A 22,731-nucleotide genomic window follows, 5' to 3' on the forward strand; every position below is an offset into this window, starting at 1 on the left:
TTGGGGGGGCCCTCCTTGCTGCGGCGGTTTAAAGGCCAGCTTGGCCTGCCTGGCTGGCTGGCGCAGGGTTGGGCGAGGAGCTGGGCGCGCCGCTGGCGCTGAGGTTGCGTTGCAGGATGTTGGTGAATTCGTCGCCGAAGGTCTCCAGGCGGATGGCGGTGCGGTCGATCTCGCGGCTGAAGCGGTTGTATGCGACGACGGCGGGGATGGCGGCAAACAGGCCCATGGCGGTGGCGATCAGCGCTTCGGCAATGCCGGGGGCGACGGTGGCCAGGGAGATTTGCTCCATGCTGGCAAAGCCGGTGAAGGCGTGCATGATGCCCCAGACGGTGCCAAACAGCCCGACGTAGGGGGAGATGGAGCCGACGGTGCCCAGAAAGGACAGGCCGTTTTCCAGCGCGTCCATCTCGCGGTTGAAGCTGGCCATCATGGCGCGGCGCGCGCCGTCGAGCAGGGTGTCGGCCTGGCTGATGCGGCGTTCGCGCAGCTTGTGGTATTCGCGCATGCCGTTGGCGAACATGCGCTCGACGGGGCCACTGCTGCGGGCGTTTTGCACGGCGGCGGCATACAAGTCGTTGAGGCTGGCGCCGGACCAGAAATCCTCCTCAAACTCGGCATTGAGCTTGCGCGCATCGCGCAGCGCCAGGCTTTTCTGGAAGATGGTGATCCAGCTTGCGATGGAGCCAGCCACGAGCAGCAGCATCACCAATTGCACCACCCAACTGGCGTTGAGGATCAGGTGGCCGATCGACATGTCTTGAGCGTTCATAGGAACAAGGTCCGTACAGGGTCAGGAATCCGGGCTGGGCGCAGGCTGGCGGCATCCACCCAGCCCACTTTCACTTGCGCCTCGCACAGCAGTGGCGCGGCGGCGTTGTCCTGCGGCGCTGGCTCGGCGCGCAGGATGCGCTGGCGCAGCGTCATGGAGGCGCGCCCCCACTCCAGCGGCTCGGCGGTGATGTGCAGCACATCGTCCAGCCGCGCAGGCGTCAGATAGCGCAGCGACAACTGGCTGACGACGAACAAGCCGCCCCATTGCTGCTGGGCCTGCAATTGGCCCATGCCTTTGCTGCGCAGCCACTCGGTGCGCGCGCGCTCCATGAAGCGCACATAGCTGGCGTGGTACACGATGCCGCCCGCGTCCGTATCTTCCCAGTACACCCGCACAGGCCAGGCAAAAGGGAGCGCGGAGGGGGGGGAGGCGGGCGGCAAGGGTTGGGCGGGCACAGTCGTCAAAGCCATGAAGGAAAAAAGCGATTGTAGTGACGGGGCTGCGCGAAAAGGCAAAAAATCTGAATAAATCAGTCACTTGAAGCGCAATGCTCAAGCATTTCAGCGCGTTGCAAAGCCCCTGTGCGCACGGTGCGGGTGACGGGCTGCGGGCGTCAGCCGCGCGGCAAATGCGCGATGGCTTGCTGATGCACCTGCGCGGGCGTGAGGGTTTTGAGGCGATGGTCGCTCCACACCTGCCGCCATGCGCGTGCGCCGCTTTGCCCATTGCGCAGCCCCAGCATATGGCGCGCCATGGCGAAGGTGGGCACGCCTTCGGCTGCTTGGGTCTTTTCCATATAAGCCACCATGGCTTGCTCAATCTCGTCACGCCCCTGCGTGAAGGCGGGTGCGCCGAAAAAGGCTTCATCCCAGCGCGTGAGCCGCCACGGCTCGTGGTAGGCCGCGCGGCCCACCATCACGCCATCGACGTGCTGCAACTGGGCGCGGATCTCCTCCTCCTCGCGCAAACCGCCGTTGATGACGATGCACAAATGCGGAAAGTCCGCCTTGAGGCGGTGCACCACCTCATAGCGCAGCGGCGGCACCTCGCGGTTTGCCTTGGGGCTTAAGCCCTTGAGCCAGGCGTTGCGGGCGTGGACGATGAAAACCTGGCAGCCCGCTTCGGCCACGCGGCCCACGAAATCGCGCAGCGGGGCGTAATCCTCCTGGCGATCCAGGCCGATGCGGTGCTTGATGGTGACGTCGATGTCGCACGCCTCGCGCATGGCGGCGATGCACTGCGCCACCAGCTCCGGCTCAGCCATCAGGCAGGCGCCAAAACTGCCGCGCTGCACGCGTTCGCTGGGGCAGCCGCAATTGAGGTTGACCTCGTCATACCCCCATTGCTGGGCCAACCTGGCGCAAGCGGCCAGGTCGTGCGGATCGCTGCCGCCCAGTTGCAGGGCCAGCGGGTGCTCGATTTCGCCATGCTGCAAAAACCGCGCCGTATCGCCGTGCAGCAGCGCGCCGGTGTGCACCATCTCGGTGTAAAGCCGGGCATGGCGGGTGAGCAGGCGATGGAAATGGCGGCAGTGGCGATCCGTCCAATCGAGCATCGGCGCGATACAAAGCCTCCAAGGGTTGTAAGTTGTTGATTTTGTTGGCATGTAGGAAGTGGGTGTGAAATTATTTGCGTGATATTTGCGTGGATTGGGCACACATTCAAGGAGTTGCGGTGTGACAGAAAGTGTGCCTGGCACACCGGCCAAAGTGTGACAGGCACACCGCCGTATGATTTGCGGCACACCCATGTCACACCGAAGGAAAACACCATGCCCACCATCCGCCAGAGAGGGGAGAAATACCAGTGCCTGGTGCGCCTCAAGCGCAACGGCGTTATCGCGTACCAGGAATCGCGCACCTTTGCCACGCGCCGTCAGGCGGTGGACTGGGGGCGGGGGCGTCTTGACGCGCCGCGTCGAAGGAGAACCATAACAATTCTTGGTCGTTCATCTGCGTGATCTCCACCGATTTTTCCCGTCGGCGAATCAGGCGTTTCAAGGACAGCCAAGTGGCCTTGATATTCGGTTGGTTGTCGGTACCGTGCCGCAGGACGTCAAGCAGCAGGTCGTGGGTGTCAGGGAGGGCATGGTGGTGTGCACGGCGTTGGGGACAGTAGCCAAAGCAAAGCCCGCTGGGGGCGGGCTTCAAACGAACGAAAAGGCGTTACGCAGGCTCTGCCGTGCAATTGGCGTCGTCTTCTAATCGGGCGTTCCAGTGCGAGCCTTGGGTTGTGACAATAAGTTTCATTGGTTGCGGCCCAAATTTGGCGCGCTCGACGGCGCGCAGTGTTTCAAAGGCGCTTCTCAGGCGTTCGTTGCCGTTGGCGTGTTCGAGGTACGCCAGTCGAATGAATTTGTCCGCCATTTTCGGGATGCGGGCGGTTTTTTCCCAACGCGCTACTGTTTGCGCATCAACGCCAAGGGTCGATGCCAGATTGGCTTGTGAGAGTTGCAGGCCGGAGCTGCGAATGTATCGAAACTCCGTTCTGGTTAAGGGTTTTTCCTTGCGTACGAGCGCCATACAAATGGCTTGGGTCAAGCCTTCCAAATCCTGGATGGCGACCGCTTCTCCATAGGGCGTTTGCCGGATGGTGTAGCCGTTGGCCAGCCAGACGTTGCGCAAACCGCCGTCTGTGTAGTGGTACATGTCAGCCTCCTAAATCAATCACTGTTACAACAGTCAGATCGGGCAATGGGTACTCCAGATAAACCACAGCCCCCACCAACACGCCAGAGACCAATCTCTCCATTCGGCATTTGATGCCGGGGAATTTCAAGTCTGGCTCTGGTGCGATACGCAAGCATCCCATACGCAGAGCCTCCATGACCATGATGCGCGTCACGCCGCGCTGACGCATGCGCGCTAGGGCATGCTGAGTGAAGGCAATACTTTGGCTGTCTGCCGCGCTCTCGCGGATGAACCGTTCAATCTGGTGAATGGATGGCTCGCCCAAGTAAGGCTCCTATCAAAATGATAGGGGGAATAATACGCCAATATTTGATGATTGCAGTTGGCGCAGCCACGCCAACATCTTTGGCGTGGCTGTGTTCGCTCAAGGCATTGCGGTGTGACAGAAAGTGTGCCTGGCACACTGCTTTTATTTCAAATCAAAAGAAATTTGATTTAATGTCCATGTTGCCAAAACAAGGATATTTTGTTTCTTTTTGAAATATAAATATCTGCGCTTGTGCATCATGGCTGCTGGTCTTGGATCACGTCTGCATCTTTTGGGGGCGTGAAGCGGAAGGTGGCGGGGGGGATGGTGGGGTTGACGGCGAAGTTTTCGAAGCGCAGGGCGGAGTGCTGGGCGAAGTTGTCTTCGATGTCCAGCGCGGCGAGGGTGTTGTCTTTGAAGCCGATGCGCACGCTGCGCAGCGCGCCGTCGCTGGTTTTGGGGGTGGCGATGACCCATTGCAGGCCGTCGGCTTCGGGGGCGTTTTGCAGTTGGAAGGTTTTTTCCAGCTCGGCGCGCGTGCGGGCGGAGGAGAGGATGGCTGCGGGCGTTTCATCCAGCGCTTGTTGCTGGTTGCGCGAGGTGGCCTGGTTGAGGTCTTCGTCGTACACCCACAGGGTTTTGCCGTCGCCGACGATTTGCTGCGGGAAGGGTTTGCGGTAGTCGAAGCGGAATTTGCCGGGGCGCTCGAAGGCGAAGTCGCCGCTGGAGCGGGTGACGCGCGCGGGCTGGCCGTTGCGCTCGGGCGCGGTGACGGTTTGCGTGAAGCGGGCCTGGCCCGATTGCACTTGGCGCAAAAAGGCTTCCAGCGCTTGCAGGCCATCGGCCAGGGCCAGCGTGGGCAGGGTGGCCAGGGCAAGGGCCAGAAGCAGGGGGCGGGCAGCGTTTTTCATGGGCGGGCCTTTCGGGCTGTGGGCAGGAAAAAGGGGGGAATACTTTATTTCAACCAAAGTAAATTTGATTTTAATGTCATCATGCCAAAACAAGGTGATTTTTTATCTTAATGATTTGTAAAATAATTCACGGGCGTTGCATGAGGCTGGGTACATCGGGCACTTGGGGGGCGGGCAGGAGGGCGTCGCCGCCCAAGGCTTTGTAGAGGGTGAGTTGGTTTTCCAGTTGGCTGAGCTGGTTGGCGGCCAGGGCCAATTCTGCGCTGCGGCGCGCTTCCTGCGCGTCCAGCCAGGTTTTCAGGGCGGTGGCGCCGACGCGGTAGCGGGTTTCGTTGAGGGTTTCGGCTTGGCGGGCGGCGTCGAGTTGTTCCTCCAGCCAGCGGCGTTGCTCGGCCAGTTGGGTGCGGCGGCTGAGGGCGTTTTCCACTTCTTGCAGTGCGGTGAGCAGGGTTTTCTGCCATTGGAGGGTGGCGGCTTCGTAGTTGGCGTGCGCGGCGGCGTTGCTCAGGCGCATTTCCTGCTGGCGCAAAAAGGGCAGGGCCAGGCTGGCGCCCAGGGCGCCGATGGGGTTGGCGAGCACGTCGCCCAGCGAGCGGCTGGCGCTGTTGAGGCTGCCGGTGAGGCTGATGGCGGGGTAGTAGCTGGCGCGCGCGGCATCGCCATCGGCGAGGGTGGCGCGCAGGCGTTGCTCGGCGGCTTGCACGTCGGGGCGGCGCGCCAGCACTTGGGCGGGCAGGCCGGCGGGGATGTCGGGCAGGGCGTGCTGGGGCAGGGTTTGCGGCTCTTGCGGCAGCCAGGGCGGCGCGGCGGCGGGGGTGGCGGAGGCGGGCGGCTCGTGCAGCAGCAGGGCCAGGGCGTTGCGCGTGGCGGTTTGGTTGTGGCGCAGTTGGGCCAGCGCGGCTTCTTGCGCGGCGACGCTGCGGCGGGCTTCTTGCCGCTCCAGGCCGGAGGCGGCCCCGGCCGCGTAGCGCGCTTGCACGAGCTGCTGGGCGCGGCGTGCGTAGGCCAGGCTGTGCTGGCCGCTGGCGATTTGCGCGTTTTGGTAGGCCAGTTGCCAATAGAGCTGGGCGACGTTGGCGACCAGGGCGATGGCGGCGCTTTGCAGGTCTTGCTCGGTGGCGGCCAGGCGCCATTGGGCGGCGTCTTGCTGGCGGGCGAGCTTGCCCCAGAGGTCCAGCTCATAGCTCAGGCTCAGGCCCACGCCGTGGTTGCGGCTGGTGCTGCCGGTGTCGAAGTTGTGGCTGGCGTTGGCTGTGGCGCTGGCGCCCAGGGTGGGGGTTTGCCGGTCCTGGCTTTGGCCGAGGGCGATTTGCGCTTTGCGGATGTTCCAGGCGGCGGTGTGCAAATCGCTGTTGCGTTGCAGCGCGAGGGTGATGAGGCGATCGAGCTCGGCATCGCCAAAGCGTTTCCACCAGGCGTCTTGCAGGGCGGGGCGCTGCCAGGCGGTGGCGTGGCTTGCGTGGGCGCTCCCGTTGCTGTTTTCGGTGTTTTCGGTGTTTGCGGCGCTGGTGGCGCTCCACTGCGCGGGCACGGCAATGCCGCGCGCTTCATACGGGGTGTGCAGGTGGGCGCAGCCTGCCAGCAGCAGGCCCAGGGCCACGGTGGCGCCCCAGCGCGCGGGCCGGGGGGCGGTGATGGGGGCGAGGATGATGGGGGAGGGCAAAGCGAGGGCGATCACGGGAGGGGCAGTCAATCGCGCGAAAGCGCTTCAATGGGGTTGAGTTGCGCGGCGCTGCGTGCGGGCAAAAAGCCGAACACGATGCCGATCATGGAGGAGCACAGGCAGGCCCACAGCATGGCCTGGGTGGAAAAGGCCAGCTCAAAGCCGACTTTGAAATAACCAAACAGCTCGCCAAAGGCCAGCGCGCAGCCAATGCCCAGAAGGCCGCCGAGCACGCAGACCAGCACGGCTTCGATCAGGAACTGTTGCTGGATGTCGCTTTGGCGCGCGCCCACGGCCATGCGCACGCCGATTTCGCCGGTGCGCTCGGTGACCGACACCAGCATGATGTTCATTACCCCGATGCCGCCCACCAGCAGGGAGATGACGGCGATGGAGGCGATCAGCAGCGTCATGGTTTTGGTGGTGTTTTCCACCGTTTTGCGGATGGTGTCGGAGTTCATCAGGAAAAAATCCTGCTTGCCGTGGCGCTGCGTGAGCAGTTGCGTGATGCCCGCTTCCGCCGCTTGCGAGGAAGCGCCATCGCTGACGCGCACAGTGATGGAGCTGAGGTAGTCCTGCCCCGAGATGCGGCTCATCACCGTGGTGTAGGGCACATACACCACGACGTTGTTGGTTGCGGGCGCAAAGGCGTTGCTGTCGGGCTGGAGCACGCCGATCACGCGCACGGGCACTTTGCCCAAAAACAGCACTTCGCCCACGGCGCGGCCGTGCGGGAAGTAGGTTTTGCGCGTGTTGTCGTCGATCACCGCCACCTGGCTGCGCTCGCGCACGGCGTCGGCATCGAACAGGCTGCCCGCTTGCAGCTTGAGGCCGCGCACCTGGAAGAATTGCTCGCCCACGCCCTGGATTTCCCCGGTGGATTCCACATTGCCGTAGCGCACGGTGGCGGAGCTGTTCACGCGCGGCGTCACGCCCGCCACGTAGCTTTGCTGCGCAAGGATGTCGGCATCGGCGGCCACCAGGGTGCGGATGCGAAAGGCCTGGCGGTCGGCAAAGCCCGAGCCGCGCCGGATGTCGATGGTGTTGGTGCCGATGGAGGCGATGTCCTGCAAGATGGCGCGCCGCGAGCCTTCGCCCAAAGCCACGACGGAGACCACCGAGGCAATGCCGATGATGATGCCCAGCATGGTCAAAAACGTGCGCAGGCGGTGTGCGTTCATGGCCAGCAAGGCCATTTGGAAGGCTTCCACAAATCGCCCCCAGTGCGCCCCCAGCCCTTCACGCATGGGCACTTGCGCCCGCGCGCCCGCTGCCTGGGCTGCTGGCGGGGGCGGCGTGTTGGCAGGCGCGTTGGGCCGGTCGGAAATGATCTCGCCATCGCGGATTTCGATGATGCGCTGCGCGTGCGCGGCCACCTTCATATCGTGCGTGACCAGGATGATGGTGTGCCCTTCGGCGTGCAGCTCGGAGAGGATGTTCATCACCTCCACGCCCGAGGCCGAATCCAGCGCGCCAGTTGGTTCGTCGGCCAGGATCACCTGACCGCCGTTCATCAGCGCCCGCGCGATGGAGACGCGCTGCTGCTGCCCGCCCGAGAGCTTGCCCGGCGTGTGGCTGGTGCGCTCGGCCAGGCCCAGCCGCGCCAGCAGTTGCCGCGCGCGCGCCTGGCGCTGGGAGCTGGGCGCGCCCGCGTAGATGGCGGGCACCTCCACATTGGCCTGCGCCGTCAAATCCGACAGCAGGTGGTAGCGCTGAAAAATAAAGCCGAAATACTCGCGGCGCAGTTGAGCCAGCTCGTCGGGCTCCAACTGGCCGGTTTCGCGCCCGCCCACGCGGTAACTGCCCGAGCTGGGCTGATCCAGACAACCCAGGATATTCATCAGCGTGGACTTGCCCGAGCCGGACTGCCCCACGATGGCCACCATCTCGCCCGCGTGGATATCCAGGCTGACGTTCTTGAGCACCGCAATCGTGCCTTCCCCGGCGGGGAATTCGCGGCAAAGCTGGCGCACCTCCAGCAGCGGCGCCGCGCCACGGGCGGTTTGAGAAGCGCTTGGCATGGTCGTTTGCGCCCCTTTACATGCGGATGCCGGGGCCGCGCGGCGTGCGTGCAGCCGAGGGCTGGGCGGAATCGGCCACGATCACCTGCTCGCCCTCTTGCAGGCCGCTTTTCACCTCTGCCGAGACGTTGTTGTTCAAGCCAATTTGCACCTGCCGTGGCTGCGCCGTGCCATCGGCGGCGAGCACGCGCACGGTGTAGCTGCCATCACCGCGGCGTGCGCCCAGCGCGCTGGTGGGAATGGTCAGCACATCGCGGGCCGCGCCCAGCACGATGTTCACCTGCGCCGTCATCGCAATGCGCAAGGTGTGCGCGGGGTTGGGCACATCAAACAAGCCGTTGTAATAAATGGCCTGGGCAGTAGTGGTGTTGGTTGTGGCAGTGGTGGTGGTGCCCAGCGTGGTCGGCCCCGGCTCCACATTGCGCAGCGTGGCTTCGTAGCGCTTGGCGGGCTCGCCCAAAATGGTGAAGTACACCGGCTGGCCGGGTTTGACGTGGGGCACATCGGCTTCGGAGATTTCCGCCTTCACCGTCATCGTATCGAGCTGTGCCAGCACGATGATGGTCGGCGCGGACTGGTTGGCGTTGACGGTTTGCCCCTCTTTGGTCACCACCGCCACCACTTGCCCATCCATGGGGGCGACGATGCGCGTGTAACCCAGATTCAAACGCGCCGTATCGGCCGAAATGCCCGCCTGCGCCACGCGCGCCTGCTGTGATTGCACGCTGGCCTGGGCCACTTTGTAGGCCTGCTCGGCCGCATCCAGATCGGCCTGGGAGTTGGCATCGGCTGCCCGCATCTGCTTTTGCCGCTGGTAGGCCGCCTTGGCCTGGGCCAGCCCGGCTTTTTGCGCGGCCAGATCGGCCTTGGCCGTGGTCAGCGCCGCTTCGGCATTGCGCAGGGCGTTTTGCTGCGTCAGGGAATCGATCTCGGCGATCAAATCGCCCGCCTTGACCTGCTGCCCCAGCTCCACCGCCAGGCGTTTGACTTGGCCCGACACTTGCGCGCCCACGTTCACCTGCTGCAAGGCCTCCAGCTTGCCCGAGGCCAGCACCGTTTTCTCCACGTCGCCGCGCGCCACAGGCGCCGTGGCGTAGGTGGCCACAGGCTTGGGCTTGACCCACATCTGCTTGGCGTAGTACCCGCCTGCGATCAGCGCCAAGGCGGCGATGAGAAACACCCATTTCCTGTTTTTTTTACGCATGCTGCTCGATTGGTTTGATATCACGGGGCGGCTTGGCGCGCGCGACGCGCTGGGCCATTGAAGGGCAGCGATTGTCCGCGCCTTGTGTTGGGGCATGGGGCAATCCACAGTAAAGGCTGCGTAAAAACGCCCGGTCCACCTGCTGAGCGAGCGTGGCCCCAAGCGATTGGGCGCGGGGAAAATCGTTAACATGCGGCCCAGGTATGCCAGCGCGCCAGCGCCCTGTTTGGAATTGGAATTACTGGAGGTCTAACGATGTATGCCCACATCATGGTTCCTATCGACGGAACGCCCACGTCCCAATGCGCCATCCGCCATGCCAAAGCCATGGCCCAGGCGTTTGGCAGCTCCATCTTGCTGCTGTATGTGATCGACCCCTATCCCTTCACCGGTATCGGCACCGATCTGGCCTACGGCCAGGCCCAATACGTGGCCGAAGCCAACGAGCAGGCCCAGCAAGCCTTGCAGCAGGCCCGCCAGGAGCTGGAGGCGCAGGGCATCCCCGTTGAAACCCTGACGCTGGAAGGCTCCGTTGTGCAAAACACCATCTCGCAAGTGGTGCAGGAGCGCGATATCTCGCTGATCGTCATGGCCTCGCACGGGCGCTCCGGGCTGGAAAAGCTGCTGCTGGGCAGCACGACCGATCGCGTGCTGGGCGCCGTCCACGTCCCCGTTCTGGTGGTGCGCCGCCCGGCCGATGAGCCAGAGGATGCGCCGCAGGAAGCGGCCTAATCCCTCTTATGAAATTACAAATCAAAAAATATTCAACTTCATTGCCATTATGCCGAAATGGCATGGTTTTATTGCTGAATGATTGATAGAAAATAATTTGATCGCCATGCAGGCGCGCCCAAATGCGCGCCTGGTTTGCTCTCCATCGCTTGTGCCCGTATCGGCTTCTTGCCCATGACCGACCATCCCAACTCCTCGCCCGCTGAGCCGGCGCCGCCCGCCCAGACATCCGCGCCAGCATCCACGCCCACGCCCACGCCCGCACGCCCCTTGCGCAAAGGCATTTACGTGCTGCCCAACTCCTTCACCGTGGCGGCGCTGTTTTGCGGCTTTTACGCCATCGTCATGGCCATGAACGGGCGCTTCGACCACGCCACCACTGCCATTTTTGCCGCCATGATTTTGGATGGGCTGGACGGTCGCGTGGCGCGCATGACCAAAACCCAAAGCGCCTTTGGCGAGCAAATGGATTCGCTCTCGGACATGGTCTCCTTCGGCGTCGCGCCCGCGCTCGTCGCGCTCGAATGGGCCATGCAGGGCCTGGGCCGCTGGGGCTGGATCGCCTCCTTCATCTACTGCGCCTGCGCCGCGCTGCGCCTGGCGCGCTTCAACGTCAACACCTCGGTGGTGGACAAGCGCTGGTTCCAGGGCCTGCCCTCGCCCTCGGCGGCTGCGCTGGTGGCCGGTTTTATCTGGCTGATGACCGATGAGGGCCGCAATTACGACGCCTACCTCTCGCACAACGCCATCGCCTGGATCATGTTCGGCATCACGCTGTACGCGGGCATCACGATGGTGACCAACCTGCCGTACTACAGCTTCAAAGACCTGCGCGCGCGCCGTTCCGTGCCGTTCATCAGCGTCGTGCTCGTCGTGCTGGTGATCGCCATCATCAACATCGACCCGCCCCTGGTGCTGTTCGGGCTGTTCGTGCTCTATGCCCTCAGCGGCTTTGTCGTTTACGCCCGTCGGCGCGCCAAAGGCGAGCCGGTGAGCGTCATCAGCGTCTCCACCAACGAGCCCGACGAAATCGGCCTGCATCGGTAGAACCCGTTGAGGGGCGATTGGGCAACGATGGGCAGGCGCGTCACGCGCCATTCATGGCACGCCCCCAGGACTTTCAGCGCTTCAAGCCGCAGCCACCCCAGGCAAAGGGCGGCGCATCACGCGCACGATGGCGGCCAGCGTCAGGCCGTAGGCCGGCACAAACAGCAGCAGGCTGACGGCCAGCTTGATGACGTAATCCACCGTGGCAATCTCCACCCAGTTGGCGGCCATGAAAGGGTTGCTGCTGCGCCAGAAGGCGATGCCGAAAAAGGCCACCGTATCCAGCGCCTGGCCGACGATGGCCGAAGCTGCCGGGGCCACCCACCAGGCCGCCCAACTGCGGCGGATGCGATCAAACACCTGGATATCCAGCAACTGCCCCAGCACGTAAGCGGCAAAGCTGGCAAAGGCGATGCGGAACACAAAACTGTTGAACTCCAGCAGCGCGCCAAAGCCGTTGAAGCGCCCTTCGTGAAACAGCACGGAGACGATGTAAGACGCCACCAGCGCTGGCGCCATCACCCGCGCAATGACGCGCCGCGCGGCGGATTTGCCAATCAGGCGCACGGTCAAATCCGTGGCGAGAAAGATGAGCGGAAAGCTGAACGCGCCCCAGGTGCTGTGAAAGCCAAACAAATCGATGGGCAACTGCACCAGATAATTGCTGGCAATGATGATGGCGATGTGAAATGCCACCAGAAGGGACAAGTAAAAAGGCACCCGCGATTGGGGTGCAGCCGTAGCAGTCATGTTGGACCTTTTTGATTGATGGGGTGAGGGAACCCATGTGGTTGCAAAACCCGGGCCGCTGGCCCAGGGCAGGGGCGCGATTGTAGTGAAGTTCGCCTGCGCCTTTTTATTCAATCAATAGTAAAAGTAATTTCAATACAGAATTGCCGAAAAATGGATATTTATTTTACTTTTGATTTGTAAAATACTGCGCATCAAACAGCTCGCCCCTACCGCCCTTTCAGCCACTGCCTGGGCGGCAGCCCCTGATGCTGGCTGAAGACCTTGCTGAAATGACTGGCGCTGGCAAAGCCGCAGCGCTGCGCGGTCTGGGCGATGGAGTGGCCCTGGGCCAGCAGGTTCTGGGCCAGATCCAGCCGGATGGCGGTCAGACGCTCGTGCACGCTGCATGCGTATAGAGCCTGAAAACCCGCTTGCAGGCGCTTCTCGTTCAGGCCCACGGCCTGGGCCAGCGCGGCCACGCTCCAGGGCTGCTCGCAGGCGCTCTCCAGCAGGGCATTGGCCCGCAGCAGCCGGGGCCGGTCGGCCGGCACAGCGCGCCGCAATTGGGCGTGGCCCTGATCAATGCTGCAATGCTGGAGCACGGCGGCCAGAGCCTCGGCGGCCTTGGCGCACAGCAAGGCGCTCTTGGCCTTGCAATCGGGCAAGCAGCCCTGCTGGCGCGCCAGCTCCACGGCGATGCGCTGCAACTGGCTGAACACCGGCAGCACGGTCGCACAGGCGTCGAGGTGGCGCATGCCGTGGCGGGCCTGGCGCAGCAGGGCCTGCATGTCCTGCATGCCCATGCCGGTCAGGCCCCGCAGCGCCTGCGGGCTCAAGTGCAGATTGAGCAGGCGAAACGGCCCTGCGCCAGAGAGCACGTTCCAGCCGCGGGTGTGCTGGCCAGCAGCCATCAGCAAGGCCTGGCCCGCGCCCAGGCCAAAGGCGGCGCCGTCCTCGAATGCGGCCTCCATCTGGCCTTCGAGCAGGATGCTCAAGGCCAGCGCGGGCGCCGAGGCGGATTCAAAGGCCCAGTCCTCGCCAGGCCGGCCATTCATGCCGCAAAGGTTGATGCCCTCGTTGGGGCGCTCCAGCCACATGGCCTGCCGCCAAGCCTGGGGCACACCGCCCAAGGCGCTATCCATCAGCCGGGCCGGGTCTTGCACTGGTGCATTGCGTGTGTGCATAGGCATTTTCCGTAATCGACAAATTCCGCCCCGAAACCGCGCATCGGCCCGAACGGCTCGCAAGATGATACGCATTCGCATGCAATTGCAAACGATTGTATGGCGCGCTCCCCACCTGGCTTGGCGCGGCCCGCAGGCGCATCGGCAAGAGCAGATGGCAGCGCGGCATCCAGGTTATCCGCGCCATGCGCGCAGCCGCGGTTTGCAATGGCCGATCCGTTATCCATTTTTCCGCCGCCGCTCTCGCCCATGGGCACCTCCCCTTCACCCCACTGCATCCCGCCAGGCTGGCCGCATGTGCTGGCCGCCATTGGCGGGGTGTACGTCACGCAAACCATCGTCACCGGGCTGGTCACGCAGGCCTTGCCCACACTGCTGCGCGATGCCGGGGCCTCGCTGACCGTGGCGGGGCTGACGGCCTTGCTGTGGGCGCCCTGGGGGCTGCGTTTTTTCTGGGCGCCCCACATCGAGCGCTGGCGTCTGCCTGCCGGGCAAGTGCAACGGCGCTCGCGCCCTCTGGTGCTGGCCGGGCAATGGCTGATGGCCGCCGTGCTGGCGGCGCTGGGGCTGGCGGGCCTGCTGCTGCCACTGACGCTGAGTGCGCACGCGCCCTGGATTCTGGCGGCACTGCTGCTGGCCGCGCTGGTGGCCGCCACGGCGGACGTGGCCTGTGACGGCTTTGCCGTGGAGCAGCTCAGCGCGCGCTGGCGCGGCTGGGGCAATGCCGTGCAGGTGGGCGGCAGTTACGTGGGCGCAATGCTGGGCGCGGGCGGGTTCTTGCTGCTCGCAGGCCGGCTGGGCTGGCCGATGGCGCTGTGCCTGACGGCTGCGCTCATGGCGCTGCTGGGCCTGCCCATGCTGACGTTGCGCGAGCCCGCCCGCCCAGCCTGCCAGGCGTTGGCGCACCGCCCCGGCATCGCCCACGCGCTGCGTCGCCCCGAGCTGCGCACGGGCCTGGCGTTGCTGCTGCTGTGCAGCGCGGGTGTGCGCCTGTCGCTGGGCATGTTCGGGCCGCTGTTGCTCGACCGTGGCATGGACTTGCAGCAGGTGGGCTGGGTATTCGGCACGCTGCACTTGGCCGCAGGCCTGGGCGGCGCGATTGTGGGCGGCTTGTTGGTGCGGCGCTGCCCTGGCTGGCGCGCCGTGGCTGTGGCGATGTGCTGCAAGGCCATCGTGCTGGCGGCGTTGGCGCTGGCGGCGCGGCCCGATGAGGCGAGCAGCACAGCGTTTTTGGTGGCGCTGATCGGCTTGATATTCGCCGTCATGGCCTGCCTGTGGGTGGCGCTGTATGCGGCCTTGATGGGCTTGGCATCGCCCTTGCAGCCGGGGGTGGATTTCACGCTGTGCCAAAGCGCCGATGCGCTGCTGGCGCTGGCAGGCGGCGTGCTGGGCGGCTGGCTGTCGCAGCGCCTGGGCTACGCCGCCTGTTTTGCGCTGGCGGCCTTGCTGGCGGCGCTGGCCATGGTGCGGGTGAGCCATCAGGTGAAGCAGCAAGCACGCCAGAACCAAGACAGCACCGCCAATGCAGGATCCGCGCCATGAGCCAGAACACCACCCGGCCCAGTGCCTGGGCCATCATGCGCCCGGTGCAAGGCCGCATCCGCCGCGCCATGGCCTGGTCCGCCATCGCTTCGGCCACGGCGCTGGGCGCGATGGCGGCCCTGGCCTGGGCCATGCACGCCCTGCTGCAAACGCCCCGGCAGTACCCGTGGCAACCGTTGCTGGTCTGCCTACTGTTGACGGCGCTGGCCTTCACGCTGCGCCTGCGCGCCGCGCACATCTCGCACTGCGCGGCCTTTCGCCTGGAGGCGTTGCTGCGCACCACGCTGGCGGGCCATCTGGCCCAGGTGCCGCTGGGCCAGGTGCAGCAACTGGGCAGCGCCGCGCTGAGCAAGGTGCTGATGGAGGACGTCAAGGCCCTGCATGTTTTCGTGGCCGATGCCACGCCCCTGTATGCGCGGGCCTATGCCGCGCCGCTGTTGACCGGCGTGCTGCTGTACGCGCTGGATTGGCGGCTGGCGCTGGCCGCCACGGCCGTGCTGGGCATCGGCATGGCCACCGTAGCGCTGGCCTGGCGCGGCAGCGCCCAGATGATGCGTCGCTACCACGAGGCTGGCGAGCGCGTGGCCGGCGCGGTGGTGGAGTACGTGCAGGCCATGCCGGTGGTGCGCAGCTTCGACACCGGCGCGACCACCTTTGGGCGCTACCAGCGCGCCCTGGAGGACTACCGCGCCGTGCTGCTGCGCTGGTACCGCATGGCGGGCCTGCCGTCGCGCCTGTCGCAAATCATCCTCAGCCCCTTGCCCACCCTGGCGGCGCTGCTGTGGCTGGGCGCGTGGCTGCTGGCGCAAGGCAGGCTCGATGCCGCCCACTGGCTGGCCGCGCTGCTGATTGGCACGGGCATGGCCGAGGCGCTGATGCCGCTGATGGCGCTGCGGCATCTGATCGGCAAGACGCACATGAGCATCCAGCGCATCCATGAAATCCTGCAACTGCCGCCGCTGCCCTTGCCCGCGCCGGGTCAGGCGCAGACGCCGCGCGACGCCAGCGTGGTGTTCGAGCAGGTCGATTTCCGCTACGGCGACGATGGCCCGCTGGCCTTGCAGGGCGTGGGCTTTCGGGCGCCGCCGGGTAGCGTCACCGCGCTGGTTGGCCCATCGGGCGCGGGCAAAAGCACCGTGGCGCAACTCATTCCGCGTTTCTGGGATGTGAGCGCCGGGCGCATTCTGGTCGGTGGCGTGGACGTGCGCCACATGCAGCCCGATGCGCTGATGCGCCAGGTCGGCTTCGTGTTTCAGGACGTTTTTCTGTTGGCCGACACCATCGCCAACAACATCCGGCTGGGCGTGCCAGACGCCACGCTGGAGGAGGTGATCGCCGCCGCCCGCTGCGCCCAGGCGCACGCATTCATCGAGGCCTTGCCGCAGGGCTATGACACGCAGGCGGGCGAGCGCGGCGTGCATCTGTCTGGCGGGCAGCGCCAGCGCATCGCCATTGCGCGGGCCATCTTGCAGAACCGCCCGATTCTGGTGCTGGACGAGGCCACGGCCTACGCCGATGCAGAAAACGAAGCCGCCATAGTGGCCGCGTTGGCGCAGCTCATGCGCGGCAAAACCGTGCTGATGGTGGCGCATCGCCTGCCCACCATTCGCACGGCCGATCAGATTCTGGTGTTCCAGCAAGGGCGGCTGGCCGAGCAAGGCCGCCATGACACCCTGCTGGCGCAGGGCGGCCTGTACGCCCGCCTGTGGCGCAACCATGAACAGGCGCGCGACTGGGCCTTGTCGGGCAGCCATGCGGCAAGCCATGCATCACGCCGACAAGGAGAGCAGGCATGAATCGCGCCGCGTCCGCCCCTCGCATCACCCCCTTGCGCCAGACCTGGCGGCAACTGATGCACAGCGCCCGCTCGCGCGCGCCGCGCCTGCGCGCCAGTCTGATCGCCCTGGCGCTTGCCAGCGCCACCCAGGGTCTGGCCCTGGCCTGCCTGATGCCCTTGTTCCAGGCCCTGATGCCCGCGCCCGACTGGCGTGCCGCCTGGCCCTGGTTGGTCGCCATGACGCTGGCCATGATCGCCAGCATGGCGTTGCGCTGGCGCGCCATGGCCTTCGACTACGGCGGCGACATGGTGCAAAACAGCCACGAGCTGCGCACCGCCCTGGGCGAGCAACTGCGCCGTATCCCACTGCAAGAGCTGCAAAGCCGCCGCGCGGGCGAAGTCCACGCCGCACTGCTGGGAGGGGTGGATGAAAACCTCAGCTATCTGCTGACCGTGGCGCAGATGATGGCCAATGCCTTGATGACCCCTGTGGTCGTGGCCCTGGCCGCGCTGTACTTCGACTGGCGCATGGGCCTGCTGTTGCTGTTGGTGTTTCCGCTGCTCGTGCCGTTGTACCGCTGGCGGCGGCCGGCCTTCGGGCGCGGCATGCGCATGTTGGCCGAGGCCAACGCTCGCGCCAGCGCCGATGCGCTCGAATACATCCAGGGCTTGCCCGCCTGGCGCGCGGCCTGTTGCACTGGCGAAGGCGCGCAACGCCTGCAAGCCAGCATCGCGCAACTGGAGGCCGTGCAAACCATCGGCCTGCAAAAAGGCGCCAGGCCCAATCTGGTGCTGGCCGCCGTGATGGAGCTGGCCGTGCTGCTGGTGGTGTGCGTGGGCGCGCTGCTGGTCACCGCTGGCGCGCTCGATACCGCCATTCTCGCGGCCCTGATGGTGCTGGCCGTGCGCTTTGGCGAGCCATTGGCCAGCTTCGTGCTGTACGCCAAGGTCATCGACCTGATTGAAGCGGCGCTGGGCAAGATCGACGCCCTGCTGCGCATCGCCCCGCTGCCACAGGCCACGCCAGCGGCCCAGCCGCAAGGCTTTGCCATCGCCATCGAAAACGTGGACTTTCGCTATGCCAATGCCAGCGCGCAGACCTTGCACGGCATCAGCGCCCAATTGCCAGAGCGCAGCCTGACCGCGCTGGTTGGCCCCTCGGGCAGCGGCAAAAGCACGCTGGCGCGCCTGCTGCTGCGCCATGCCGATCCACAGGCCGGGCGCATCACCATCGGCGGCGCCGATCTGCGCGCCCTGACGCCAGAGCAGCTCAACGGGATGATTTCCGTGGTGTTCCAGGAGGTGTATCTGTTTGACGACAGCATCCTGGCCAACATCCGCATGGCCAGGCCCGAGGCGAGCGACGCGCAGGTGCGCGCTGCGGCGCAAGCGGCCTGCTGCCACGAGTTCATCAGCCGACTGCCGCAAGGCTATGACACCCGCGTGGGCGAGATCGGCGCGCGGCTCTCGGGCGGCGAACGCCAGCGCATCAGCATTGCCCGCGCCATGCTCAAGGACGCGCCCATCGTCATCCTCGACGAACCCACCGCCGCGCTGGATACCGAAAGCGAAATCGCCGTCCAGGCCGCCATCGACGCGCTGGTGCGCAGCCGCACCGTGATCGTGATCGCCCACCGCCTCAGCACCATCGCCGCTGCCGACCAGATTCTGGTGCTGGACGACGGCCGCATCACCGAGCGCGGCCGGCATGCGCAATTGCTCGCGGGCAACGGGCGCTACGCCCGCATGTGGCGCGCCAGCGAAAGCGCCAAGCACTGGAGCGCCCACCGCGCGCCCGAATCCCGCCAATCCGGCCAATCCCCCCATACCCCCTCACCGACAGGAGACTGAACCATGCGCCTTCATCCACCTTTTGCCCTGTGCTGCCTCAGCCTGGCGCTGCTGCCAGCGTATGCCGCGCAAGCGGGCGACAACGCGCAACCAGAGCGCGATGCAATCACGCTGCCCGCCGTCGTCGTCTCGGCCAGCAAGCGCGACGCCGAGCTGGAACAACTCAACGGCGCCGCCAACGTCGCCAGCCGTTGGGCGCTGGAGGATGCCCAGGTGGCCAGCACGCAGGAACTGGGGCGCGTGTTCCCCGAGCTGCAAATGGCCTACAGCGGCAGCCAGCTCTATCCGCAAATCACGCTGCGCGGCGTGACCTCGGCGCAGGATTTTTACAACCCGGCGCTGACGGTGTACGTCGATGGCGTGCCGCAGGTGCCCACCGCCGCGCTGCAATCTCTGCTGGACGTCGAGCAGGTGGAACTGCTCAAAGGCCCGCAAGGCACGCTCTACGGCAAAAGCGCCCAGGGCGGCGTGCTCAACATCGTCACGCGCCAGCCGGACAACAGCGCGCAGGCGCTGCTGCGCGCTGGCGTGGCCAGCCACCGCGGGCACCAGGCGCAGGCCAACATCTCCGGCCCGCTGGTGCGCGATCTGCTCTACGGCGCCGCCTCGCTGTCCAGCCAGCGCACGAGCGGCCCTTTGCACAGCGACGTACTCGGCTCTGATCTGGGCGGCTCGCGCTCGCGCGCCGGTCGGCTCAAGCTGCGGCTGGCGCCCGCCGCTGCCCCCTGGGAGCTGGGCCTTGCCGCCGCGCGCGACTGCATGCGCGGCCAGCAAGACGTTTACACCCCTTTCGACGCCATCGACGCACGCACCGCCTATACCATGCCCGGCCTGCCCGAAGCCTGGCGCGAAGTGCGCCAGCAGCGCTGCACCAACAGCCTCACCGGCTCAGGCCAGTACCAGTGGCAGGACTGGCAACTCAGCGCCATTGCCAGCACGCAGCGGCTGCACCTGGATGCGCGGCAATTTCCCTTTGCCATGCAATATTCCTGGCAGCCCGAGCACTGGCGGCAAAACGTGCAGGAACTGCGCCTGGCCACCCGGGCTGGCGTTGCGCGGCGCTGGGATGGCGTATTCGGCCTGTACCGGCAGGACGTGCGCCAGCAGCGCGACTACACCATCGACCTGGTTTTGCCCGCACACAGCCCCATGCTGCACAGCCACTCGCACAACCGCAGCGAAACCCTGGCCGCCTACGGCGACATCACCTGGCGCCTCAGCCAAAAGCTGGACGTGACCGGCGGGCTGCGCCTCTCGCGCGACAGCGCCCGCACCCGTTTTGATGGGCACATGATGGGCAGCCCCGTCGCAGGCCAGCGCCGCACGCACGAGCACACCACCTTGGGCCATCTGGCCGCGGGCTACCAGTTCAGCAGCGCCTGGCGCGGCTACCTCAACCTGGCGCAAGGCTACAAACCAGCGGGCTACAACCTCGCACCCACCAGCCTGGCCGATGCCGAAGGCTTTGGCCGCGAGCGCTCCACCAACATCGAAGCGGGCGCGCGCTACAGCACCGACCACCTGAACCTGACGCTGGCGCTCTACCGCATCGCCACGCGCGACGCCCAGCTCTACGGCGACAGCCAGATGGGCTACCAAACCCTGAAAAACGTCGGCGATACCCGCTCCAGCGGTCTGGAACTATCGGCCCAGTGGCGCGCCAGCCCGGCATGGACGCTGGCGGCCTCGGGCTTCGTCAACCAGGCGCGCTTTCGGCGCTACAGCGCCAGCAGTTGCCAAGGCTGCGGGCGCAACCGCGTCCCCTTCACCCCCAGCCACGGTCTGAGCCTGAGCGCCACGGGCCGCGTGCCACTGGGCCAGACCACGCTGCGCCCGCAACTGCGCCTGCGCCACACCGGCGCGCACTATTTCGACAGCGCCAATGCGCTCAAGCAAAAGGCCTACACCTTGGTGGACGCCGCACTGGCCTGGAGCCCATCGCCCCAACTGGAGCTGAGCCTTTACGCGCACAACCTGACGGACAAACGCTACCGCAGCTATGGCTTTGCCTACGGCCCGCTGGGCAGCTTTGCGCAAGTGGCGCCGGGCAGAAGCCTGGGGCTGACGGTGACCTGGGCGTATTGAAAAGAGAAAAAACGCGGCCTGGCAGCGGCTGAAAAGGATGTCGCCAAGCCGCCCGTGTTTTGGGCCGCCCATGGGGTTGGGAGAGTCGGATCAAAATGGGGGTGCAGTGAGGCATGAAGCCTCTATTAACAAATCAATAGTAAAAATCATTTCAATACGTAATTGCCGAAACATGGTAATTTGTTTTACTTTTGATTTGTAATTTATCTGCAATTCATCCTGCGCCAAACAGCCGTTGCTTGAGCTGGTGCAGCTTGTCGCGCAGCGCGGCGGCTTGCTCGAACTCCAGATTGCGGGCGTGCTCCAGCATTTTTTTCTCCAGCCGTTTGATTTCGCGCGCGGCTTCTTTCTCGCTCATCTCCAGCAGTTCGCCCGCGTAGGCGGCGTGCTCGGCCTGGGTTTGCTGCTGCTCGCGGGCTTTTTCGCTGTAAACGCCGTCGATCAAATCGCGCACATCCTTGCGGATGGTGCGCGGGGTGATGCCGTGGGCCTGGTTGTGGGCCATTTGCTTTTCGCGCCGCCGCGCGGTCTCCTGAATGGCTTTTTTCATGGAGTCGGTGATGCGGTCGGCGTACAAAATGGCTTTGCCGCGCGCGTTGCGGGCGGCGCGGCCAATGGTCTGGATCAGGCTGCGCTCGGCGCGCAAAAAGCCTTCCTTGTCGGCATCCAGAATGGCCACCAGCGAGACTTCGGGGATGTCCAGCCCCTCGCGCAGCAGGTTGATGCCCACCAGCACGTCAAACGTGCCCAGGCGCAAGTCGCGGATGATTTCCACGCGCTCGACCGTGTCCACATCGCTGTGCAGATAGCGCACCTTGACGCCGTTTTCCGTCAGGTAGTCGGTGAGCTGCTCGGCCATGCGTTTGGTCAGCGTGGTGATGAGCACGCGATCGCCCTGCTCGGTGCGCAGGCGGATTTCCTGCAATACATCATCGACTTGGGTGGTGGCAGGGCGCACCTGCACCTCGGGGTCCAGCAGGCCAGTGGGGCGCACGATTTGCTCGACGACTTTGCTGGCGTGCTCTTGCTCATAGGCCGCGGGCGTGGCCGAGACGAACACGACCTGGCGCATGCGCTGCTCGAATTCGGCGAACTTCAGCGGCCGGTTGTCCAGCGCGCTGGGCAGGCGAAAGCCGTAATCGACCAGGGTTTGCTTGCGCGAGCGGTCGCCGTTGTACATGGCGTTGAGCTGGCCGATCATCTGGTGGCTCTCGTCCAGAAACATCACCGCATCGGCGGGCAGGTAGTCGGTGAGCGTGGGCGGCGGCTCGCCAGGCTGCGCGCCCGAGAGGTGGCGGCTGTAGTTCTCGATGCCTTTGCAGTGGCCCACTTCGGCGAGCATTTCCAGGTCAAAGCGCGTGCGCTGCTCCAGCCGCTGGGCTTCGACCAGCTTGCCCATCTCGTAAAGCTGCTCCAGGCGCTCGCTTAGCTCAATCTTGATGGCCTCCACCGCGGCCAGCACCTTCTCGCGCGGCGTGGCGTAGTGGCTGGTGGGGTAGAGCACGAAGCGCGGCACTTTCTGCACCACGCGGCCGGTGAGCGGGTCGAACAAGTGCAGCGCCTCCACCTCGTCATCGAACAGCTCAATGCGCAGCGCCAGCTCGGAGTTTTCCGACGGGAACACGTCGATGGTGTCGCCGCGCACGCGAAAGGTGCCGCGCGCAAAATCCATGTCGCTGCGCCGGTACTGCATGCGCACCAGTTGCGCAATCAAGTCGCGCTGGTTGGCCAGGCCGCCGCCGCGCAGAATCAGCCGCATCTGCATGTAATCCTCGGGCGCGCCAATGCCGTAGATGGCGCTGACGGTGGCCACGATCACCACGTCGCGCCGCTCCAGCACGCTTTTGGTGGCCGAGAGGCGCATTTGCTCGATCTGGTCGTTGATGGCGGAGTCTTTCTCGATGAACAAATCGCGCTGCGGCACGTAGGCTTCGGGCTGGTAATAGTCGTAGTAGCTGACGAAGTACTCCACCGCGTTTTTGGGGAAGAACTCGCGGAACTCGCTGTAGAGCTGCGCCGCCAGCGTTTTGTTGGGCGCGAACACGATGGCCGGCCGCCCCAGCCGCGCAATCACGTTGGCCATGGTGAAGGTCTTGCCCGAGCCGGTCACGCCCAGCAAGGTCTGGAACACCTCGCCATCCTGCACCCCCTCCACCAGCCCGGCAATCGCCGTGGGCTGGTCGCCCGCAGGCGGGTAGGGCTGGAAAAGCTGGAAGGGGGAATCGGGGAAGGTGACGAATTGGCCTTGGGCCGGAGTGGCGGGGGAGGACATG

General features: G+C 65.3%; 20 protein-coding genes. 7 read left to right on the plus strand and 13 right to left on the minus strand.

Annotated elements, in window-relative coordinates:
* Nucleotides 1–28: 28 nt before the first annotated feature.
* The 3 genes from tolQ to dusA form a co-directional block, all read right to left on the minus strand.
* Nucleotides 29–769, minus strand: a complete 741-nt coding sequence (gene tolQ / locus EBQ26_RS06085; protein WP_122238124.1) for a protein TolQ — start codon at nucleotides 767–769, stop codon at nucleotides 29–31.
* A complete protein-coding gene (gene ybgC, locus EBQ26_RS06090) occupies nucleotides 766–1,242 on the minus strand; it encodes a tol-pal system-associated acyl-CoA thioesterase (RefSeq protein ID WP_122238125.1) in 477 nt (158 codons plus the stop codon). The genes tolQ and ybgC overlap by 4 nt, the downstream gene beginning before the upstream one ends.
* 143 nt (nucleotides 1,243–1,385) lie before the next feature.
* Complete coding sequence (gene dusA, locus EBQ26_RS06095) at nucleotides 1,386–2,378, minus strand: tRNA dihydrouridine(20/20a) synthase DusA (RefSeq protein WP_122238126.1); 993 nt, start codon at nucleotides 2,376–2,378, stop codon at nucleotides 1,386–1,388.
* Between the two features lie 165 nt (nucleotides 2,379–2,543).
* Between dusA and EBQ26_RS12650 the strand changes: the two genes are divergently transcribed.
* Complete coding sequence (locus EBQ26_RS12650; RefSeq protein WP_147474014.1) at nucleotides 2,544–2,732, plus strand: hypothetical protein; 189 nt, start codon at nucleotides 2,544–2,546, stop codon at nucleotides 2,730–2,732.
* A 205-nt stretch (nucleotides 2,733–2,937) separates the two neighbouring features.
* On the opposite strand, the gene EBQ26_RS06105 is transcribed toward EBQ26_RS12650, so the two are convergent.
* The 6 genes from EBQ26_RS06105 to macA all read right to left on the minus strand — a co-directional run bounded on the left by EBQ26_RS06105 (nucleotide 2,938) and on the right by macA (nucleotide 9,508).
* Nucleotides 2,938–3,420: a helix-turn-helix domain-containing protein gene (locus tag EBQ26_RS06105; RefSeq protein ID WP_122238128.1), complete on the minus strand. Its 483-nt coding sequence runs from the start codon at nucleotides 3,418–3,420 to the stop codon at nucleotides 2,938–2,940.
* Nucleotide 3,421: 1 nt separating this feature from the next.
* Nucleotides 3,422–3,727 (minus strand): DUF4258 domain-containing protein, encoded by a 306-nt coding sequence (locus EBQ26_RS06110; protein ID WP_122238129.1) that lies wholly within the window; start codon nucleotides 3,725–3,727, stop codon nucleotides 3,422–3,424.
* 239 nt (nucleotides 3,728–3,966) lie between these two features.
* Entirely contained in the window at nucleotides 3,967–4,620 is a 654-nt protein-coding gene (gene lolA, locus EBQ26_RS06115; RefSeq protein WP_122238130.1) for an outer membrane lipoprotein chaperone LolA, read from the minus strand.
* 127 nt (nucleotides 4,621–4,747) lie between these two features.
* Nucleotides 4,748–6,313: an efflux transporter outer membrane subunit gene (locus EBQ26_RS06120; protein WP_238944179.1), complete on the minus strand. Its 1,566-nt coding sequence runs from the start codon at nucleotides 6,311–6,313 to the stop codon at nucleotides 4,748–4,750.
* Nucleotides 6,310–8,304 carry a MacB family efflux pump subunit gene (locus EBQ26_RS06125; RefSeq protein ID WP_122238131.1) on the minus strand — a complete coding sequence of 665 codons (1,995 nt, stop codon included), beginning with the start codon at nucleotides 8,302–8,304 and terminating at the stop codon, nucleotides 6,310–6,312. The genes EBQ26_RS06120 and EBQ26_RS06125 overlap by 4 nt, the downstream gene beginning before the upstream one ends.
* A gap of 16 nt (nucleotides 8,305–8,320) precedes the next feature.
* Complete coding sequence (macA, locus tag EBQ26_RS06130; RefSeq protein ID WP_122238208.1) at nucleotides 8,321–9,508, minus strand: macrolide transporter subunit MacA; 1,188 nt, start codon at nucleotides 9,506–9,508, stop codon at nucleotides 8,321–8,323.
* Nucleotides 9,509–9,763: 255 nt separating this feature from the next.
* On the opposite strand from macA, the gene EBQ26_RS06135 reads away from it, so the two are divergent.
* The gene (locus EBQ26_RS06135) at nucleotides 9,764–10,240 is read left to right on the plus strand and encodes a universal stress protein (protein ID WP_122238132.1); all 477 of its coding nucleotides are present in this window, start codon (nucleotides 9,764–9,766) and stop codon (nucleotides 10,238–10,240) included.
* A gap of 174 nt (nucleotides 10,241–10,414) precedes the next feature.
* Complete coding sequence (gene pssA, locus EBQ26_RS06140) at nucleotides 10,415–11,287, plus strand: CDP-diacylglycerol--serine O-phosphatidyltransferase (protein ID WP_122238133.1); 873 nt, start codon at nucleotides 10,415–10,417, stop codon at nucleotides 11,285–11,287.
* 81 nt (nucleotides 11,288–11,368) lie between these two features.
* Here pssA and EBQ26_RS06145 read toward each other — a convergent pair whose 3' ends face one another.
* The 3 genes from EBQ26_RS06145 to EBQ26_RS12905 all read right to left on the minus strand — a co-directional run bounded on the left by EBQ26_RS06145 (nucleotide 11,369) and on the right by EBQ26_RS12905 (nucleotide 13,454).
* The gene (locus tag EBQ26_RS06145) at nucleotides 11,369–12,037 is read right to left on the minus strand and encodes a 7-cyano-7-deazaguanine/7-aminomethyl-7-deazaguanine transporter (protein WP_122238134.1); all 669 of its coding nucleotides are present in this window, start codon (nucleotides 12,035–12,037) and stop codon (nucleotides 11,369–11,371) included.
* Nucleotides 12,038–12,246: 209 nt separating this feature from the next.
* Complete coding sequence (locus EBQ26_RS06150) at nucleotides 12,247–13,203, minus strand: helix-turn-helix transcriptional regulator (protein ID WP_238944180.1); 957 nt, start codon at nucleotides 13,201–13,203, stop codon at nucleotides 12,247–12,249.
* Nucleotides 13,161–13,454: a hypothetical protein gene (locus EBQ26_RS12905; RefSeq protein WP_238944181.1), complete on the minus strand. Its 294-nt coding sequence runs from the start codon at nucleotides 13,452–13,454 to the stop codon at nucleotides 13,161–13,163. The genes EBQ26_RS06150 and EBQ26_RS12905 overlap by 43 nt, the downstream gene beginning before the upstream one ends.
* Here EBQ26_RS12905 and EBQ26_RS06155 point away from each other — a divergent pair.
* The 4 genes from EBQ26_RS06155 to EBQ26_RS06170 are packed head-to-tail and all read left to right on the plus strand — an operon-like array spanning nucleotide 13,453 to nucleotide 20,458.
* Complete coding sequence (locus tag EBQ26_RS06155) at nucleotides 13,453–14,745, plus strand: MFS transporter (protein ID WP_238944182.1); 1,293 nt, start codon at nucleotides 13,453–13,455, stop codon at nucleotides 14,743–14,745. The genes EBQ26_RS12905 and EBQ26_RS06155 overlap by 2 nt on opposite strands.
* On the plus strand, nucleotides 14,742–16,541 hold the full coding sequence (locus EBQ26_RS06160) for an ABC transporter ATP-binding protein (RefSeq protein ID WP_238944183.1): 1,800 nt from the start codon (nucleotides 14,742–14,744) through the stop codon (nucleotides 16,539–16,541). The genes EBQ26_RS06155 and EBQ26_RS06160 overlap by 4 nt, the downstream gene beginning before the upstream one ends.
* Nucleotides 16,538–18,373 carry an ABC transporter ATP-binding protein gene (locus EBQ26_RS06165; RefSeq protein WP_122238137.1) on the plus strand — a complete coding sequence of 612 codons (1,836 nt, stop codon included), beginning with the start codon at nucleotides 16,538–16,540 and terminating at the stop codon, nucleotides 18,371–18,373. The genes EBQ26_RS06160 and EBQ26_RS06165 overlap by 4 nt, the downstream gene beginning before the upstream one ends.
* Before the next feature lie 3 nt (nucleotides 18,374–18,376).
* Nucleotides 18,377–20,458, plus strand: coding sequence for a TonB-dependent receptor (locus EBQ26_RS06170; protein WP_122238138.1), 2,082 nt, complete (start codon nucleotides 18,377–18,379; stop codon nucleotides 20,456–20,458).
* 214 nt (nucleotides 20,459–20,672) lie between these two features.
* On the opposite strand, the gene uvrB is transcribed toward EBQ26_RS06170, so the two are convergent.
* Nucleotides 20,673–22,730: an excinuclease ABC subunit UvrB gene (gene uvrB, locus EBQ26_RS06175; RefSeq protein WP_122238139.1), complete on the minus strand. Its 2,058-nt coding sequence runs from the start codon at nucleotides 22,728–22,730 to the stop codon at nucleotides 20,673–20,675.
* Between the last annotated feature and the right edge of the window lies 1 nt (nucleotide 22,731).

Source organism: Allofranklinella schreckenbergeri (assembly GCF_003703475.1).
Classification (GTDB): domain Bacteria; phylum Pseudomonadota; class Gammaproteobacteria; order Burkholderiales; family Burkholderiaceae_C; genus Lampropedia; species Lampropedia schreckenbergeri.

Coding starts and splice junctions, on each gene's coding strand:
- tolQ (WP_122238124.1), bottom strand. CDS start 769: ATGAACGCTCAAGACATGTCGATCGGCCACCTGATCCTCAACGCCAGT.
- EBQ26_RS06135 (WP_122238132.1), top strand. CDS start 9,764: ATGTATGCCCACATCATGGTTCCTATCGACGGAACGCCCACGTCCCAA.
- EBQ26_RS06125 (WP_122238131.1), bottom strand. CDS start 8,304: ATGCCAAGCGCTTCTCAAACCGCCCGTGGCGCGGCGCCGCTGCTGGAG.
- macA (WP_122238208.1), bottom strand. CDS start 9,508: ATGCGTAAAAAAAACAGGAAATGGGTGTTTCTCATCGCCGCCTTGGCG.
- EBQ26_RS06170 (WP_122238138.1), top strand. CDS start 18,377: ATGCGCCTTCATCCACCTTTTGCCCTGTGCTGCCTCAGCCTGGCGCTG.
- EBQ26_RS06145 (WP_122238134.1), bottom strand. CDS start 12,037: ATGACTGCTACGGCTGCACCCCAATCGCGGGTGCCTTTTTACTTGTCC.
- EBQ26_RS06105 (WP_122238128.1), bottom strand. CDS start 3,420: ATGTACCACTACACAGACGGCGGTTTGCGCAACGTCTGGCTGGCCAAC.
- EBQ26_RS06160 (WP_238944183.1), top strand. CDS start 14,742: ATGAGCCAGAACACCACCCGGCCCAGTGCCTGGGCCATCATGCGCCCG.
- EBQ26_RS06155 (WP_238944182.1), top strand. CDS start 13,453: ATGGGCACCTCCCCTTCACCCCACTGCATCCCGCCAGGCTGGCCGCAT.
- EBQ26_RS06165 (WP_122238137.1), top strand. CDS start 16,538: ATGAATCGCGCCGCGTCCGCCCCTCGCATCACCCCCTTGCGCCAGACC.
- lolA (WP_122238130.1), bottom strand. CDS start 4,620: ATGAAAAACGCTGCCCGCCCCCTGCTTCTGGCCCTTGCCCTGGCCACC.
- dusA (WP_122238126.1), bottom strand. CDS start 2,378: ATGCCAACAAAATCAACAACTTACAACCCTTGGAGGCTTTGTATCGCG.
- uvrB (WP_122238139.1), bottom strand. CDS start 22,730: ATGTCCTCCCCCGCCACTCCGGCCCAAGGCCAATTCGTCACCTTCCCC.
- pssA (WP_122238133.1), top strand. CDS start 10,415: ATGACCGACCATCCCAACTCCTCGCCCGCTGAGCCGGCGCCGCCCGCC.
- EBQ26_RS12650 (WP_147474014.1), top strand. CDS start 2,544: ATGCCCACCATCCGCCAGAGAGGGGAGAAATACCAGTGCCTGGTGCGC.
- EBQ26_RS06150 (WP_238944180.1), bottom strand. CDS start 13,203: ATGCACACACGCAATGCACCAGTGCAAGACCCGGCCCGGCTGATGGAT.
- EBQ26_RS12905 (WP_238944181.1), bottom strand. CDS start 13,454: ATGGGCGAGAGCGGCGGCGGAAAAATGGATAACGGATCGGCCATTGCA.
- ybgC (WP_122238125.1), bottom strand. CDS start 1,242: ATGGCTTTGACGACTGTGCCCGCCCAACCCTTGCCGCCCGCCTCCCCC.